Below are 15,732 nucleotides of genomic sequence, written 5' to 3'. Positions count from 1 at the left end.
GCAATGCTTACCAAGATCTCATCTGATGCTTCCCGCAGCCCGCAGAGCCTTATCTGGCAAGGCTGAAAATCTCACTTTATGCGCCCCGCTACACCAATGTTCGTTTTTCACAACAAGACCAGTTTCGGCAAGATGAGAAGAAGGATATCTGGCAGCCGTTTCAGGCTACCCAGTTTGTGACAATGCAACCGCCTGGATTCGAATGGGATGCACGCATAAGGATGGCCCCTGGTGTTGATGTATGGGTCCGGGATGCCTATGCTCTTGGCAAGGGTTCCCTACTTGCCGCAATATCCGGATTCATAAACGTAGTAGACATGCACGATACTGCGGAGTCGGCACGTGGCGAGCTGATGCGCTATCTAGCCGAAGCGGTGTGGTACCTAACCGCATTGCTGCCCAGCTAGGGTGTGATGTGGGAGAGCACACATGAAACTTCTTCACGTGCAACTCTGAGGGATGGTACTACTACGATTTCGCTGGATTTCAAATTCGCGGAAGACGGCTTGATCGCGGAAGTTTGGGCTGCAGCCCGTCCACGAACGGAGACCGAGTCTGCACCGTGGCTATGCCGCTTAGGCAACTATGAGCAACGGTGCGGCATGCGAATCCCTTTACTGGGCGAAGTTGAGTGGGACTTGTCAGCCGGACCGGCACCCTATTTCAAGGGGCGAATGACAAACATTGAATACGAGTTTGTGATCCAATAATCTTGTTCTGCATCCACCAACTTTTCAACGCGTTACACACATATGAATGCCCCATCATAGTAGGCTAGCCGCCAGTACGTGGCCGTGACAACTCTAACTCATCTGACTGTCGCGTCAGGTTAAGTCTTAGCAATTGCACCTTAGACGTATGTGACGAAATCTGAGGGATATTCAGGCTCGACTTCCTACTAACTATATCGCTGATTCAGCTTAGCTGGCGGAGGATCACGAAGACCGTTTACCACCAATATAGCGCCGACTTATTTTCAGCCTCGGCCGTAACCTTGGGGCTTGGAGTGGGAAGGTTTTCTCTCCGGTTCACGCTCACGCGTGCGTTCATGATAGCGCTGAGTGATTTTATTCCTTATCTCCAGAACATGCTCTTCGTCAGATATTGCGACAAGCAGAAGGTGACGCGGCAACTGATCCGAGGAGCCTCCGCCGAGTATTTGTAATGCGTGATCAATGTCGACGAACTTTACGCCAATTCCAGAATCTGGCTGGCATAGACCAAAAGTCATGTAATTCGTCCAGTCCCATCCCAGTTCACGGACATTGACCGGCAGGTAGCTGTCATCAGCATAGCGTGATGCCCCGTTCACTTGGCTCATCAGGTCGTCGGCTGTGCAGACGGTTGGCCATTGAGGTCGTTGCGGAAACTTGCTGAGATGGTAGAACAAGTAGTGGCCTAATTGGGGTGTCGCCAGCAGCTTTTTGAGCTGTGCGTGCTCACTTCCGACATCGATCGACTTTCCATTGATAGCTTTTTTTGCTTGGAAGAGAGCCACTTTCTTACAAGTTAATGCTCCCACATGCAGGTCTATGATTACACCGAGATCCGCACCAGTACGTGTTTCCTCTCCAGATTGCGCGATTTCGAGGGTACCTATGAATGAAGGGTTTTTGGGATATCCAAATTTTTCGATACGAGGACCAGACCAGGTTGCCATCAGGTTACCCAACTTTTCGCTGGCACGGCCATTGATGACATTTTCGTTTTGATGTGCGTCCCTGAGCGAGTCTGACAGTTGCTCGCTGAATATAAACATCGCCCAATAAATTGCCCATAATGCGTCTACTCGCATCGAGCGAGGGTCAGTTAGCGAAGCTGCGAGCTCTATCCATTGATCGGCTGGATGCTCGTTCTCAAAGATGGGCTTTAGCCTTCCCGGCTGAAGGGCGCGCTTAGCCAACTGCAAAGCGTTACTTGAGATCCGAGAATACGCGGCCGTCGCCAAGAAGCCACTACTGCTGCTATTTGATTTGTTGAATAATTCAGCCGCTTCAGCTTTCAGGTTTTCGTAACCTCGCTCATTAGGTTTCTGCTGAAATTGAAGATCAATTGCATATGTACTAGCGAGGGCGAAATCCTCATTCTTAATATGCTTAAGAATCGATGCGAGATCTGCGGAGAATTTTGCATCCCTCCATCCGGTGCTCTTCGCTGCCTCGCAAGGCGCCTTCAGCCTAGACTCCAACTGATTCAGTATACTCAGCTTCATATTGCTGTCGCAGCGCTCTGCACTGATCGTCGCTAGTCTTAGCTGTTCGTCCTGTACGGCTTGGTTATGAGCGGTGATGCGCTGTGTTCTCTCATACGCTTGGGTCGGAGAATCAAAAGTCTTAATGACTGCGTCGTGTGCTTTTTGAGCTCCACGGGCTGCTTTGCGGAGCTGCCAATAACGGAATGGAGATCGGACGATCGCGAGTGTTTTCGAAGACTTTAATCTAGCCAATCCAATTTGAGCTTGGCGCAAAATGAGCTGACTCGGCGCGAAGGCCAACTCACGCTCTTCTACTTCGCTAGCTTTCTTTAGCGCTTGAATACGCGCGATTTCGTCGTCGTAGCGATTAATATGCGATTTTACGAGTACGACCTTGAGGAATAGGAGTTGGGTAATTTTCGACGACACGTCGTCATCCGGAGTACTTATAGATGGAATGTCAGTAATCAAAATTTGCTCATTAAGTTTTGGGTTGTTGGTACGCACTCGATATTTGGCCAAGTAGGGTAAATTGGAAGAGGTCATACAAACAACTCTCATCTAATTCCTTGGTGTTGATCAATGGCCAGTTACCAGAAAACTCTAGATCTATAACGGTGTTCCCGGCAGATTTTTTATAGTCTGCTGTCCTGCTCGATACGCTTTCGGAGAGGGCTGTTCATCCTTAAGTCGGTCCGCTCTGACTAGAACAGGTGCTACAAAGATTAGCTTACGCTCTTTGCTACCAACTCCATGTGTCTGCATCCTAAAATGTCCACGACGCCAATGCGGTGCAACAGCGTGGCCACTAACATCGTATTGGTGTGTCGCTATTAACCCTTGAGGGCCGACCATAATCCGGTCATACAGTGAGGTAATTTTTCTGCCGAGCTTCGCTTGCTTTTTGGGGCCAATTCCCTGCATACGTTGTTGTGCATCGCTGTAGTCATTGATCTGGATATGTCGCGCCTCTTTTAATCCCAAATACAAAAATACCTTCGCTACATAGTTGACCAAATCAGTAATCTGTTTCTGATCAACTATTTTGATACTTTTTTCTTTGTCAGCGAGTTGCCGAACCCAGTCCGATAACAGCATTTGAGGTGATTCAATGGGATGCTCTAAGCGCAGGAAGCCGTGATGTCGATTATGTCGTTTGATCACAAATATCAACTGCAATTGTTTTGCTGATATTTGTGTATCGAGCGATTCCTGCGTATTTGATACAAAACAAAAGACGCCATCTGCGACAGCCTCGGCATCCTCAAAAAAACAAGGTAGGGAATGGGCTGCTTGATCACCAAATCGCAAATACTGTGCAGCAAATGGTAGCGCCAACATTCCCATCGGAAAGGCTTGATCGACATCAGCGTGTGTCAGCAATGTTTCCAATGCGGCGGTAGTTTCTATTAACGTCCCTTGCCGTCGGGCATACAATAGATTGCTACTGATGTGTATCGCAATACCGTTAACAATAGAGCGCCATCGCTCTGCATCACCGCTTCGATCCAATGAAATTAAACTGAACAAAAAATTTTCAACTGCCAGCATTCCAGCTTCACAGGTGAACTCTGGTTTCGACCACCGTTGCAAAAGTGCCTTACCTGATTCGTTGCTATTCAGAATCCGTTGCCATCCCTCTAGCGCCGCTGAATTGCGAAACTCCACCGGGTAAGGTAAGTCACCCAATTCCCTGATCATCGTCTTCTGGATCAAGGGAGTAAGTTGAGTAATAGTCAGCCGGCGACGCAGTTCATCGTGGGACATATTTGCTAACGATGGAGGCATTATTTTCTACTACGATGAAATGTGAATACAAAGTTATCCGTGTGTAGCACTCACTAGACTAGCGATCAATAAACAACCGCAAGCCGAACGGTTCCCATGTAAAGCAACCATGCGACCACCAACCAAATAGGTCACAGCACCTTCGACAATAGGATTTGCACCGTGTCCCTTTTGTGGACACTGAACTGTGTCTCCGACACGTGCAATACCAACACCATTGATCGTATGTGTGACGGAAGCACTAATCACGACACCACCGTGGGATGTTTTATCGCCTAAGCGAACTACGGGAAGGGGCATATTCTGTTTTTATAAATTTACGGGTAGGTGGATAATCTGATAGTCAGTCAATAAAAAGGTCGTCTCTCTGTCTTGATTAGTACCACCAGAACACTTTTCTGATATTTTTTTGCACATTTATTTATCTAATCACTTGGTTTTAAATCGAACAAATTAGCTGATCATCAGCCTTCCTCCGTGCTTATTCAGTATGTACCCAAGTCACGTCACGACCATTGTGTTGTGGTAGCAAATCGCCTTTGTCAACATGGAGTCTGCCATTCAGATCATCCAGAACAGCCCATATCCCCGACTTTGGACAAGTTGTGCCGCTGAGGGCAGACAGAACATCGTCATTGACAACCAATGGAGCTGATTTTGCTACTTTTGTTTCTAATGGGAAGTAGTTACTTTCTTCTGCGGGTATAGCACCATCAAGATAGCGTATGTCTTCCCATAGCAAACGCCAGGTAACATCAAACTTACGACTAGTTCCATCCGCATCCCATAAAAGTGGTGCAGGCACACCAGCTAATAAATAATTCATACAGCCATCTTTGGTTTGCGGTTCGTAAATACCATACACGGGAAACTCTTCCCCAGTTTTTACTAATGTTGGTATTTCCGGTTCCGGAACTTCGACTAAATCAGGTGAAATGCAAACACGTACCAATTCTTTTTTCATCCAGTCACCCCAAAACTCGGGGGCAGCTCCACCGGACATGGAAGGTTGAAAATAGCCAGTATCATCAGAACATAGAAAAAATTCTGCGATAGCTTCTGTCATCGCTTCTACATATTTACCATCATAAAAATGGTCTCCCTGTGGACCATGATTGACTAACTCGCTGTGCCAGGATTGCGCTATTTCAGAGGCGTCTCTTAACAATCCGAGACTGTTATACAAAAATACCGTCCTGTCACCTTTACCTAATTGCCTCAATGCTTGTTCGAATAGCACCTGTGCTTTTAAAATTTCTGGATACCGATCATCCCAATCGGTTCCCTCCATCAATCCATCTGCGTGGGGCTCTTCAATAACCTGCTTCTCAAAAATATCCGCAAAGCGATCAAAGGCATCTGCTTCGCGTTTCCAGGCGGTATAGCTCGTCTTACGCTTCAGGTACCAGAACATTTTCTGACGATCTTCCGGCGTCATGTCCTTACCTGACCATTGCGTTTTAAATATATCAAGCAATCCCATCATGTTCCTTTTGAATAGGTTTTTTCACTATCACGTTGTTGTTTGGCAGCACCTGCAGTCACTGCTTGTTTCACTGCTTCGTCTTTGACCTTGACTTGAATTTCAGTGACACCTAATCGTTCCGTCATTGAGGCTCCCGGAATCACTTCTTTATCGTAGCCAACCTTTTTGTTGATACCTGACCAACCACTTTGACGGATCTCAACCACCACGCCGTTTGGCATCGTCATTTTTCCTCCGCCTTTTTTGTAAAGCATGTCAGTCGCTGCCATAAGATCCTTTTCAAAAAAGGCGTCAATAACTGCTTGTTTTCCGCCACCTTCGAGATATTGCCCGGCGATTTTTTTACTAAATTGTTCTGATACTACGCTGGTACAGGCAGGTACTTTGACACCTTTTGGGATATGTACTACTGACACCCAACCATTGCGATTCCATTCGTCAAGAACAGCATATTGTTCTCGCCACTCTTTTGCGGTTTTCGGTGGTGCACCTCGTCCCCAAAATTGTCCAATGGGGTTTGATTTCCCAACCTCTACCCCATGTGTCTCCCCTTTGGGGCCAAATGACCGAAACAAGGTTTCTCCCTCAAGCATTTCGTTTTTAATGGGACCGGTTGCTGCTGCAATTGCCGAGTAATATTTAACTTCCTCGCCGCCAACAGTCGCTGAATCAGCACGTTTCATCAAATTAGGAAAGCCAGCCTCATATTGGTAGACTTTTCTAATGTCACTCTCTCTTTTTACGGCTGCCAAATTCTGGCTGTACTTCCCAGCATGCACAATTTTCTTAGCAGCGCCACTTTCAATGATCCTAGCTTCTTCAACATAGGTGACCGTTTTTTGACCTGTCTGCGCCATGATGGCTTTGGCTTTACTTGGAGGTGGTACGCCACCAGCATGAATATACTTTTGTAGGTACTCTAGATCTTCATGAAACTTCTTTAATGCTTCTGGAATCATTTTGTCACCCAGTTTTTTGATCTGAGTAAAACCAGCCGATAGCTGCTCCATGCGTGACACTAGACTTTGTGGCAAGGCTGCTTTGAAACGTAATGCATAGCGATCAATGGCAAGAATAATCGTGTCGCAAAAGCTGCGGAACTTGGTCAGGATTTCGCCTTCGTATTTCAAGACGTCTAATGCCTTAAACCATTTCTCAGCGTTCTTATGACCTATGCGATTGAGGAACTGAATCACCTCGTCAGCTAGCTTGGCTGCTGCAACGCTATCTTTTACGACGAGTTCGGTTACTCGTAAAGAAATCCGTCCAACACCTTTGATCACGCCGCCAATAACGGGAATCAGCGCAAAGATAAAGATGACGAGAAGTACCCACTCCATGGTGTGGGTACGTTTTTCTTCACTGGTCGCCAGTCCTGTACCTACCGCTAAAAGATCGCGCACGGCAGTGACATCGCCTACAACAGGGATCATGCCGATAACAGCATCAGTAATAATTTGGGACAGACTTTGCTTTTCATTCCATGCACCTTTGACTGTGCCTAGCAGCCATTGACCTGCTTCAGCGGAGAGGAGTTTGAATTCCTTAAAGCTTAATCCTCCAGGGGCGCCATCGCTCATACTGCATCCTCCACTGTCGATGTCCCTCTAGGAGGGAAGTAGTTGGCGAAGACTGCATCAATCTCTGCGCGTGTAGCACTGGCAACGTAGTGAGAATTAGGAATCATTTGTTTGAGCTGGTACGGAATTGCTGCCCGCGCACCAAGTTCTTTTTCCGCACGAGGGGGAATCATTTGTTGCAATGGTTTAAGCAAGCCAGCAATATTTTGTAATGCAGGGGCGATCATTTTGGGAGCCTGATTGATCATTGCTTGCAGCGCATACTTTTGACGTGTCAGACAATCCGCAAAAGCACTAGGCTTATGTATCTGCTCACTAAAGCAGGCAAAGCTTTGTTGCCAGACTGTGAGAACAGCTTGCACTCGTTCCAGCACTGTCGCTTTGTGCTGGTTAAGATTAAGTTGTAGAAACCAAGCGATACTGTTTCCTTGCCCCTCATAATTCAGATAGTGAATAATGTCAGCCCCATATTCTTGACAGCTTTTACCGACGCCTAGTTTGAATTCAAACGGGAGATCAATCGTACTCAGCGCAATGCGACTAACATTGGAGATCAGGTAGCCTTCACCTGGCACAAAGCCGAGCGCCATAATGGTGAGTAACCTCCATGCCTGAGCCTCCGGTGATTTACCACGCTCCATCGTAAATGGATCAGGATCGCCATAGATATGCTCTGTTCCATTGAGCATCATAGCGACGATCATTGCCCAATTCTTCAAGACGTTGGTATCGGTCTTTAGTGGCACCATGCGTAGGCTCAGCTCAGTCAAGGCTTTGCCACAGGCGAGTTTATTTGTCCAAGGCTCTGTATTCAAGTTCTGCCAAAGCCACACTTGTAATTGAGTAGCATGGTATTTCAGTTCTTTCTCGGATAAGCCGAGTGCATTGATTGCTTGATCTGAGACTAAACTCATTTTTTTGTTCCTGTTGGCGCGTATTTATCCAACTTTGCGTCCATATCCTCTTTGGTCATGGTGGGCTTGTAGTCGGGATTGGTCACGCCTTTACGGTCTGTCGCAGCTGGCTTTTTCCCCACATACAATGCACATAACTGGCCGTCGGTAGTGCCCATGCTTGTTTGCATCATTTGTACCTGCGCTAACGGTGTGGACTTTTCCGATACGACTTTCCCTTTGTATTTTTTAGTTTGCTTTAACGTACCGTAAAATTTATTCTCACAATCCATAATTTCAGTCGAGACCATTTCATCGACCAGTTGTCCGTTGTCTTTTTCTGCCTTCTTATAGACATAGCGATACGATCCCACTAAAAAGTTTCCTGAAATGGAGTCTTTTTTGTCAAGCATCGATTCTGGTGTCGCCTTGAATTTACCCGACTGCATCGTGAATGTTTTACTCATCTGGATTTTTGCATCGCCATCAATAGAGGGGCCAGCATCGATCCAATCAGCGGGCGACTCAGCATAGGCGACGGTACAGGTGATACTCAGTGCTATCAAAGCTAAACGTGCAGAATTGTGCAGTGAGTGAAGTACTGTTTTTTTAAAAAAGATACGCATTATTTTGTTCCTGGGTCTGGGTTGGGTTTAGGGCCATATTTATCGAGTAACGCATCTATATCTTTGGTACTCGGTTTCGGTTTGTGGTTTGGCATGGGTTCCATACCCTTGCGTTCGTATTGACCCGGCATTGCACCAAATCGCACTTCGCCAGTACCCGCGGGTACATCAGTGAGAATTGCACGACCAGCTCCATCAAGTTTGCCTTTGCGAATTTCTCCGTTAGGGAAACTCACTTCAAACGGTGTACCGACCAATGGTTCTTTATCGTGATAGAGCCGTTCAATAACTAACTTATTTGGCGTAATCGAACTAACGGGTAAATCTGGCATAGCGTAAGGGCTATTTTGTGGCCCTGGCATAGAATGCATAGAAGCGTTCGCTTCCCATTTACCCGGCGTGTTGTTTGTGATGCCAGAAGCATTGATCTTGATGGATGAACCGCCAGCAGAAATCGTGATTTCTTCTTTGGCGGCAATCTCTATTCGAGAGGTGGTGGACAGTAAGCGAACAACTTTTTCTGCGATCAGATCAAGGTCATTGCTTTGTGCCTGTATCTCGACTTTGCCCTTTGCCGCAAAGAGCTTAACCCCTGCGTTATACGCAAACAAACTGATTTTTTCAGCGACACTGGCGACCAGACTTTTACCGATAGCCAGATTAGTATCCGTGCCGGACGACAGTGTGACATTCGCACCTGAGTGCAAATGCGTGTCCTTCGAAGTCGTTATGCCAATACCCGCAGGTGACGCCATGAGAAGTATTGGTTCTTTAAAACGATTAGCCTGTTCCTGACCTTGTCCTGTGTAAGACTCTTCGGTTGCTTCGGTGAATTTGTTCAGACCGGCTTGTCCTGCTAACGTTTCTGCGCCAGCTTTCACACTTGTATCGGACAGGCTCTTAGTGAGCTCGGCGCCTGATTTAAGTTGTTGACGAGCTTCAGTGACATCCAGTTGTGTCCCCTGCGCTCCGGGACGTCCAAAGGTGCTGAGATAGAGCCCTTTGTTAGTCACGATTGCACCGTAGTCGTCAGTGCTCAATGCAAAGCCTGCACCATAAAAATCTTTACGATTATTACCTTGCTGAGTAACCAAGTAGCCTAAATTAAGCTGAGCATTGGTATTCGTGCTGTAGAGATGAATCCGATTCTGGTTCGTATTGTCATCGAGTACAAGTTGGTTAAATCCAAGGCCTTTATATTCTTTGGTTTTATAGCCAGACAACTTGCCATCGGTGTGCCACTGAGGCGTTTGCTCAGCGTTATATAAGCGGCCGGTGATGACAGGTCTATCTGCATTTCCACCAAGGAAAGTCACAATGACCTCTTGTCCTATCCTCGGAACGTTGAGTGCACCCCATTCTTGTCCCGCATTAGGATAACTAACACGTACCCAACAGGAGGCTTTTTCATCTCCCGGATTTTTCCTGTCCCAATGGAAGCGAACCTTCACGCGGTTTAAATCGTCGGTATAGATCTCCTCACTGTCGGGACCGACCACCGTGGCAGTTTGAGGATGCAGCGTTGGCTGCGTATGTTCTATTGGACTTCTAAATTCGACTTTTCTACGCTGTGCTTCAAAGCGATTAAAACAATGGCCTGTGCGTTCGTTATTTGCTTGGTCTGCATAGCCAGTGCCATTAGAAACATCAAGGGACAACTGCTGCTTAAACGTATCTAGTTGATATTTGAGACTGCCTGGAAAATCTTTGAGATTATTGGAGAGGGGCAGGTTATTTTCAATAAACCATTCCACAGCAATAATCAAGAATTGCTTGTCTTCTGGAATATCGTTCGCATGTGCAGGATGATCCTCTAAACTAAACCAATGCCCAACAGGTAAGCTACGTTTGCCTGAAACACCCACAAAGCGCTTGATACGGGATTCCCATTCTTCTACCCTGACTTGCGCTTGCTTATCGCCTCTTGTTTGCTCTAAATAGGTATAAGCACCCGTGTATTCGTACACTTCTAATTGACTTGGAAGATCGCCATGATCTGGCAATACAGTAACGCTACTGTCTTTTTGATCGTTGGGCGATTTGTAATCAAAGGTCTTAGTGGAGAGCTGGCTTGACGATAAGCTGCGCGCACCGCTCCACTGGATAATTTTGTCCACCTCATCGCTGGTACCTGCACCATGAAATGCAATGGATTGGGTTGCTAGCGGTGTGATGTTACGCACCGTGTCAGTGATGACTAAGGTATGTCCTGAACCGTCTTCTTTTTGTTCATGGTAGCTATACCAGCCTTCCTCTTCCATCAGCCTTTGGGAGAAATTCCAGTCCGTTTCATATTGGGTGCAATAAGAGCGAGGAGGAACAGGTTCAGTTAGATCAAAACGAAAATTACCTGCGGCCTGTGAGTGCCCGTTAAATACCTCCGTCAAAATATCTTCAACAGTTTTATCTTGCCAAAGCCTTGCATCCTGACGGAATTTTAAAAAACGTAGCCATGGTCCGAAAGATAGTTGGCAAGCGGTGAATTGACCGTCACTGCCTAGCCGCTTGATGGTATGAATATAGCCGTGTACTGGTAGATAACGCTGATCCGTTTGCATCACCCATAGGGTCACAGGTTTCGCAATCAATTCTTTAAGATTGATGTCGTCCTTTGTTGATAATAGATCAATCGTGTAATCGTAGCCACGACCTAAACGCTCGTGGGCAACCAGCCGTTGCGGCAAAAGTACGTCTGAGCCAAGCGGCGTTGTCAGTTTAAGGAGGCGATTGTATTGACTGATGCCATGTCCGAGGGACGCTAAATCTTCCGCTAAGCTCATCTTTAGGCTGCTTTAAGTTGTCTTGATAGGATATTTCAGTATTTGCTTAAGATGCATTTTGTTAATAAAAATGCACCAATTAGATAATGATATCACAAAAACAATTCGATATAAATCAGACAAAATAGTAGTTAAAAATGAAAAGTCATTTACAGACCGATGAATAGGGGGAATTGAGTAAAAATTTCTAAATTGCATTGTCTTGAGGGTGGGCTATATAAGGCGCCTGCGAAAGCAGCTAGTAAAGTACGGCTCCAAATTTTAGTTTCTTTTATGAAACTTATTAATTATTTTTAAACATAATTTTATGTATATTTTAATAATGCATTTATGCAAAATAATGTTATATTTTATTAAACTGTATCTTATGCAACAAAAGGTTACTCCAGGTTCTTATTGGTATTCATTGATCAATGAGTAGATATTAATTGAATCGGCAAACCGAATTACTTCTTTGAATTAAAGCCTTATAAGTCGTAGTTGTCTTTTATTTACCTTAAAGAAAAAGGTGGTTATGCCACTTTTCATAGATTCTGTTTTCTAAGTGCATTTTTTTGCGTTGATCTTGTCGGGGATTGGAAATTCAGCGTTCAGTTATGGAAATGATGTGGTCGTTCGTATTACCGCGGCCAAAATTGCCTGCGACAAAATCAACGTCAAATGTTTGAGTAAGCGCGGTGCTCGACCTTATGCTGGCAGTTTCAGTTTTGCTTGTTTCTATCATTTGTCTTAAAAAAAATTCCTTTGAGCCTCACTATGGGCAGGGTTGAAAACACCGCAGATCGCCATTTCATCGATTCTACGTCCACTGAAAAATCGAGTATTGAGCGAAATGGATTCTGAATTTTACATTTGCATCTATTAACCTTTTGGAGCATTTATGAAGATTTTTCGCTTTGCGGCCATTTTAGTTCTGGTTGCTATGACAGTCTCCTGCGCGCGAATGCAATTCTTTACTAACCCCGATTTGTCGGGTGCTGAGACGGGAATTAAATTTTATACTCCGAAACCGTATCTATTAATCGCTCGAACAGGCAACAAAGACAAACCGGTTGACGTGCAATCAATTTATATCCCAGATTTATCAAAGCCTATCTATGCGAAGGCGACGCCAGGCTATGGGTCGGCAGATGTGTCTATCGCGCTTTCGAATGGGATGTTAACAAACTTTGGCTCAAAGACAGATTCAAGTATTCCTGCCTTAATCACTGCTTTGGGCGGATTTGACCAAGCACTTGCAGGGGCTTCTAAGACTAGGAAAGAGACAGATTTACTGAAACCGCAATCAGGAGTGAATTACAACGAACAAGGTATAGCACTCAAGCAGATTGCAGCCGATCTAAATACAACTATAAAAAGTGCACAACCGTTGCAGCTGACCCAAAACGAACAAAAAACTGGCTCTGAGATAGCTACACAAATTGAGGCGGCTGGCAAGCTTCTAATAGGCCCGACCGGTGAGCAAAATCTACTTGCAGCGCTTACAAACCTCAAAGCGACCTCAAAATCCTGGAGTGAACACATTATCGCGAGCAAGGCGCCTGGCGCACCAGGTATGGCTATTCGAGACAATTTGGATAGACTCAAAGGAGAGCTAGATGGAGTCATAGAGAAGATATCGCCGCAGAGAGATGATGCTCCTACATTTACGTTGTACGAAATTGATAATACGACCGGGACTACCAAACTTATCGAAGTTAAATTTTAGTTTTGAAAGCAGTGAACAATGAAACCTATCTCTCTTCAACGAGCAAAATCGATTCGAGGGAACCGTGCTCGGCTAGAATCATTGGTCTCAAGTTACCCGAACGTTGTCGGAACTATGATTGGACTCAAAGCGAGGAACGGAAATTTGTGCGATGAGTTAGCGTTTACTGTTTTTGTCCGCCGAAAGCTTGCTGCAGACGACCTTAAGATGAGCCATCGCATACCCAAGGTTATTTCTATAGAAAATAAGTCTGTGTTAACTGATGTCGTACAAATCGGTTTACTTTCGTACCAGAGTACCAAATTTCCACCCAACCTCGGTACGTGGGACGGTACTGAGACAGGCTCCGTTTCCTGCTTTGGCAAGTCTGAAACTGGGCTATTTTGCGTAACATGTGCTCACTGTATTGCGGGAGCTGATCTCGATCCAAATACACCAGCCACAATCGCTGTGTGGTCCCCAGATCAAGCGGACTACATCACCGTGGGTGAAAGCTTCATCTCAGTAACCGGGAATGGAAGTGGAATCTCAGGTAATTATGGATTTTCTGATGCTGCAATGTTCTCGTGCCTCGATCAAGAGTTGATTGCTCGTGCTCAAAGAGCGAAGGTACTCCAAGCGATTAATTTGCCGAAATTGGGTCAGGTAGTTTCTGGCTTGTCAGGGGCAGGTATGCGAACTGGAGTGGTAATGGGGGTCGAACAACGGATTGGGACAAAATATGCCGATGTAGTGATCCAAGCGGGTGGCTCAGGAACGTTTAGAGGAGATAGTGGGATGTTATGGACGGACACTGACGGAAATGCCGTTGCTATACACGCCATGGGGGCTGCAGAGGGTCCTGGTCAGGGAAGTAGCTTAACTGCTGCTATGAGTGCTGGCCGCGCAAAGAAGTTGTTGAACGTGTCGTTTTTGTCGAGTTGGCAGTGAGTCAGCTGTCCTCAATCACGCCAAGATTTCCAACATCCCAAACTTTTCGCAGAAAGTTAACAGCTTTTTATATGTCAACACGCTCTAATCTAAATTAAACTATTCTCGTAATTAATTTACGACTTTAATGAGCCCGTGTCCCAAAATTGATACCGTCTCAATAGTTCGTTTCATCAATTTCCCGATGACTTATCTAGACTGCCAAGGGCTTCAACTTCATACTGCAGTTGATTGGCCTGATCAAGGATCATTTGATTTGGGAAGGTCGGCTTCGCGCATGTTTCGTTCCCTAATAGAATCAATGAAAGAATAACATCATTCAAAATGTTATCTTCACCTGTTGGCTGCATTATGTTAGCGCTATAGCCGCCAGCAAGGCCTATAAGGGATTCGAAAACCTTTCGCATAGTTTGATTGGGACACGGCAAAACTTTCACCCTTTCCCAGCCTTGCCACCACAGCTGCTTTTTGTGCTGGTTAAATCGCTTCGTAAATTGTTGACCGGTCTCACCAACATAGATTGGCGAATCTTGCTCACCATAAAATGCATAAACCCAACCTCGGTAACTGCGAGGCCCCGGATAAATTCCTTTTAGCTCCCATTCGCTTCGCCGTATCATGTAGCCATTTGAGTGAAAAAATTCATAAAGAGATGTGGCCGAGGATAATATGGAAGTTTCCAGGGGAGAAGCACTATCGTAAAATTCATTAAGCACTCCGAAGTCAAACAATCTTGATCTAAGGATCTCTTGATCATTTGATGACATCTTTGGGCGACCATTAATTGGCATTCGATTATCGCTTTGCATCCACAACCTTTATGACAATCAATTTGACTGAATAAGCCAATAGTATTAAACGCACAGCATTTTTACTCGGATAGTTTGCGCGCTATTCAGCGCGTCGGCGCTCCTAATCGAATGTCTTGCTGCTATGGTGCCTTTTGAAAATGTCTTCAGGTTTTCCGCGACGTATTTTTGGCCCCAAACGCGTAACTTTCACATATTGCTTTCCGCGCTATGAATGTAACTTGCCAATCGGCTTGGGATTTCTAATCATTTCGCCGAATCCGTTTTCATTGGATGATGCAATATTACCAATACATCCAACCATTTTTTTAAAATAACTTTCACGCATCATCTTGTAACTAGCTTCCGGCACATAAGCAGCATTCTGATCTGCATCTTTCAGAAGTTCATTGATAGCCTCACGTGATAGTCCCCCCAAAATACCAGAATAGATAATCGCACGCTCAAACGGTTTTCTTGATGTCATATTTTTCCTTTTAGAAATTGGTTCATTTATGCAGCGATCATTCTCAGCTGTATTGTGAGATATATATTAGTAATGTAAATATTTAAAACAAAAATATACACTGGAGCATTCGCATTGAGACTTGCTTAACTTGTACGCAGAGTTGCGAGGGCTCATATAGAGAGAAATCCGCGATGTCTCGGACCTGCGATGTCGAAGGCACCGCCTTAGACATCGACCAAGCCAAGCCTCGGGGAATTCCTAGTCGCCTTCTACACTTCCACTTCCTTCTTAAAATATCGCTGACCTGTACTTGCGTACCTTTTGCGCGCTCGGAGCCCACAACCGTCTAAACTTGGTGTACTCCCAAAATATAAACGTCACCCCGTCACAATGATCGTATGCGTCCGACAGACCCACCTAGACGATCAGCAAATAACCGATTTTGCCCGCAGCGGAAGCAATTCATCAATACGATTATTTTTACAGGTAG

At 45.5% G+C, this 15,732-nt stretch carries 12 protein-coding genes and 1 pseudogene; 3 read left to right on the top strand and 10 right to left on the bottom strand.

What is annotated here, in order from left to right:
- Positions 1–44: 44 nt before the first annotated feature.
- Positions 45–710: pseudogene (locus AAKU61_RS18140) on the top strand (DUF6920 family protein); the annotation flags it as partial.
- 266 nt (positions 711–976) lie between these two features.
- Here the strand turns inward: AAKU61_RS18140 and AAKU61_RS18135 are convergent.
- The 8 genes from AAKU61_RS18135 to AAKU61_RS18100 all read right to left on the bottom strand — a co-directional run bounded on the left by AAKU61_RS18135 (position 977) and on the right by AAKU61_RS18100 (position 11,347).
- Positions 977–2,740, bottom strand: a complete 1,764-nt coding sequence (locus AAKU61_RS18135) for a hypothetical protein (protein ID WP_354334540.1) — start codon at positions 2,738–2,740, stop codon at positions 977–979.
- Between the two features lie 63 nt (positions 2,741–2,803).
- Entirely contained in the window at positions 2,804–3,982 is a 1,179-nt protein-coding gene (locus tag AAKU61_RS18130) for an AcrVA2 family anti-CRISPR protein (RefSeq protein ID WP_354334538.1), read from the bottom strand.
- Positions 3,983–4,015: 33 nt separating this feature from the next.
- Positions 4,016–4,282, bottom strand: coding sequence for a PAAR domain-containing protein (locus tag AAKU61_RS18125; RefSeq protein WP_354334536.1), 267 nt, complete (start codon positions 4,280–4,282; stop codon positions 4,016–4,018).
- 181 nt (positions 4,283–4,463) lie between these two features.
- Complete coding sequence (locus AAKU61_RS18120) at positions 4,464–5,465, bottom strand: Imm71 family immunity protein (protein ID WP_354334534.1); 1,002 nt, start codon at positions 5,463–5,465, stop codon at positions 4,464–4,466.
- Positions 5,465–7,048 (bottom strand): hypothetical protein, encoded by a 1,584-nt coding sequence (locus AAKU61_RS18115; RefSeq protein ID WP_354334533.1) that lies wholly within the window; start codon positions 7,046–7,048, stop codon positions 5,465–5,467. Before AAKU61_RS18115 ends, AAKU61_RS18120 begins: the two co-directional genes overlap by 1 nt.
- Positions 7,045–7,962, bottom strand: coding sequence for a hypothetical protein (locus tag AAKU61_RS18110; protein ID WP_354334531.1), 918 nt, complete (start codon positions 7,960–7,962; stop codon positions 7,045–7,047). Before AAKU61_RS18110 ends, AAKU61_RS18115 begins: the two co-directional genes overlap by 4 nt.
- Positions 7,959–8,567: a hypothetical protein gene (locus AAKU61_RS18105; RefSeq protein ID WP_354334529.1), complete on the bottom strand. Its 609-nt coding sequence runs from the start codon at positions 8,565–8,567 to the stop codon at positions 7,959–7,961. The genes AAKU61_RS18110 and AAKU61_RS18105 overlap by 4 nt, the downstream gene beginning before the upstream one ends.
- Positions 8,567–11,347, bottom strand: a complete 2,781-nt coding sequence (locus AAKU61_RS18100; RefSeq protein ID WP_354334527.1) for a type VI secretion system Vgr family protein — start codon at positions 11,345–11,347, stop codon at positions 8,567–8,569. The genes AAKU61_RS18105 and AAKU61_RS18100 overlap by 1 nt, the downstream gene beginning before the upstream one ends.
- Positions 11,348–12,227: 880 nt before the next feature.
- Between AAKU61_RS18100 and AAKU61_RS18095 the strand changes: the two genes are divergently transcribed.
- Positions 12,228–13,055 (top strand): hypothetical protein, encoded by an 828-nt coding sequence (locus AAKU61_RS18095; protein ID WP_354334526.1) that lies wholly within the window; start codon positions 12,228–12,230, stop codon positions 13,053–13,055.
- A 450-nt stretch (positions 13,056–13,505) separates the two neighbouring features.
- Positions 13,506–13,985 carry a hypothetical protein gene (locus AAKU61_RS18090; protein WP_354334524.1) on the top strand — a complete coding sequence of 160 codons (480 nt, stop codon included), beginning with the start codon at positions 13,506–13,508 and terminating at the stop codon, positions 13,983–13,985.
- Between the two features lie 173 nt (positions 13,986–14,158).
- On the opposite strand, the gene AAKU61_RS18085 is transcribed toward AAKU61_RS18090, so the two are convergent.
- Positions 14,159–14,794, bottom strand: a complete 636-nt coding sequence (locus tag AAKU61_RS18085) for a GIY-YIG nuclease family protein (protein ID WP_354334523.1) — start codon at positions 14,792–14,794, stop codon at positions 14,159–14,161.
- Positions 14,795–15,002: 208 nt separating this feature from the next.
- Positions 15,003–15,260 carry a hypothetical protein gene (locus AAKU61_RS18080; protein WP_354334521.1) on the bottom strand — a complete coding sequence of 86 codons (258 nt, stop codon included), beginning with the start codon at positions 15,258–15,260 and terminating at the stop codon, positions 15,003–15,005.
- Positions 15,261–15,732: the final 472 nt, after the last annotated feature.

Origin of the sequence: Undibacterium sp. GrIS 1.2, from assembly GCF_040544435.1 — a bacterium.
Taxonomy (GTDB): domain Bacteria; phylum Pseudomonadota; class Gammaproteobacteria; order Burkholderiales; family Burkholderiaceae_D; genus Undibacterium.
The sequence above is the reverse complement of the archived record's forward strand: the minus strand, read 5'-3'. Positions and strand labels throughout refer to the sequence as shown.

Excerpts from the sequence above, each read along its gene's own strand:
- AAKU61_RS18135 (WP_354334540.1), bottom strand. The coding sequence starts at position 2,740 with ATGACCTCTTCCAATTTACCCTACTTGGCCAAATATCGAGTGCGTACC.
- AAKU61_RS18130 (WP_354334538.1), bottom strand. The coding sequence starts at position 3,982 with ATGCCTCCATCGTTAGCAAATATGTCCCACGATGAACTGCGTCGCCGG.
- AAKU61_RS18125 (WP_354334536.1), bottom strand. The coding sequence starts at position 4,282 with ATGCCCCTTCCCGTAGTTCGCTTAGGCGATAAAACATCCCACGGTGGT.
- AAKU61_RS18120 (WP_354334534.1), bottom strand. The coding sequence starts at position 5,465 with ATGGGATTGCTTGATATATTTAAAACGCAATGGTCAGGTAAGGACATG.
- AAKU61_RS18115 (WP_354334533.1), bottom strand. The coding sequence starts at position 7,048 with ATGAGCGATGGCGCCCCTGGAGGATTAAGCTTTAAGGAATTCAAACTC.
- AAKU61_RS18110 (WP_354334531.1), bottom strand. The coding sequence starts at position 7,962 with ATGAGTTTAGTCTCAGATCAAGCAATCAATGCACTCGGCTTATCCGAG.
- AAKU61_RS18105 (WP_354334529.1), bottom strand. The coding sequence starts at position 8,567 with ATGCGTATCTTTTTTAAAAAAACAGTACTTCACTCACTGCACAATTCT.
- AAKU61_RS18100 (WP_354334527.1), bottom strand. The coding sequence starts at position 11,347 with ATGAGCTTAGCGGAAGATTTAGCGTCCCTCGGACATGGCATCAGTCAA.
- AAKU61_RS18095 (WP_354334526.1), top strand. The coding sequence starts at position 12,228 with ATGAAGATTTTTCGCTTTGCGGCCATTTTAGTTCTGGTTGCTATGACA.
- AAKU61_RS18085 (WP_354334523.1), bottom strand. The coding sequence starts at position 14,794 with ATGCAAAGCGATAATCGAATGCCAATTAATGGTCGCCCAAAGATGTCA.
- AAKU61_RS18080 (WP_354334521.1), bottom strand. The coding sequence starts at position 15,260 with ATGACATCAAGAAAACCGTTTGAGCGTGCGATTATCTATTCTGGTATT.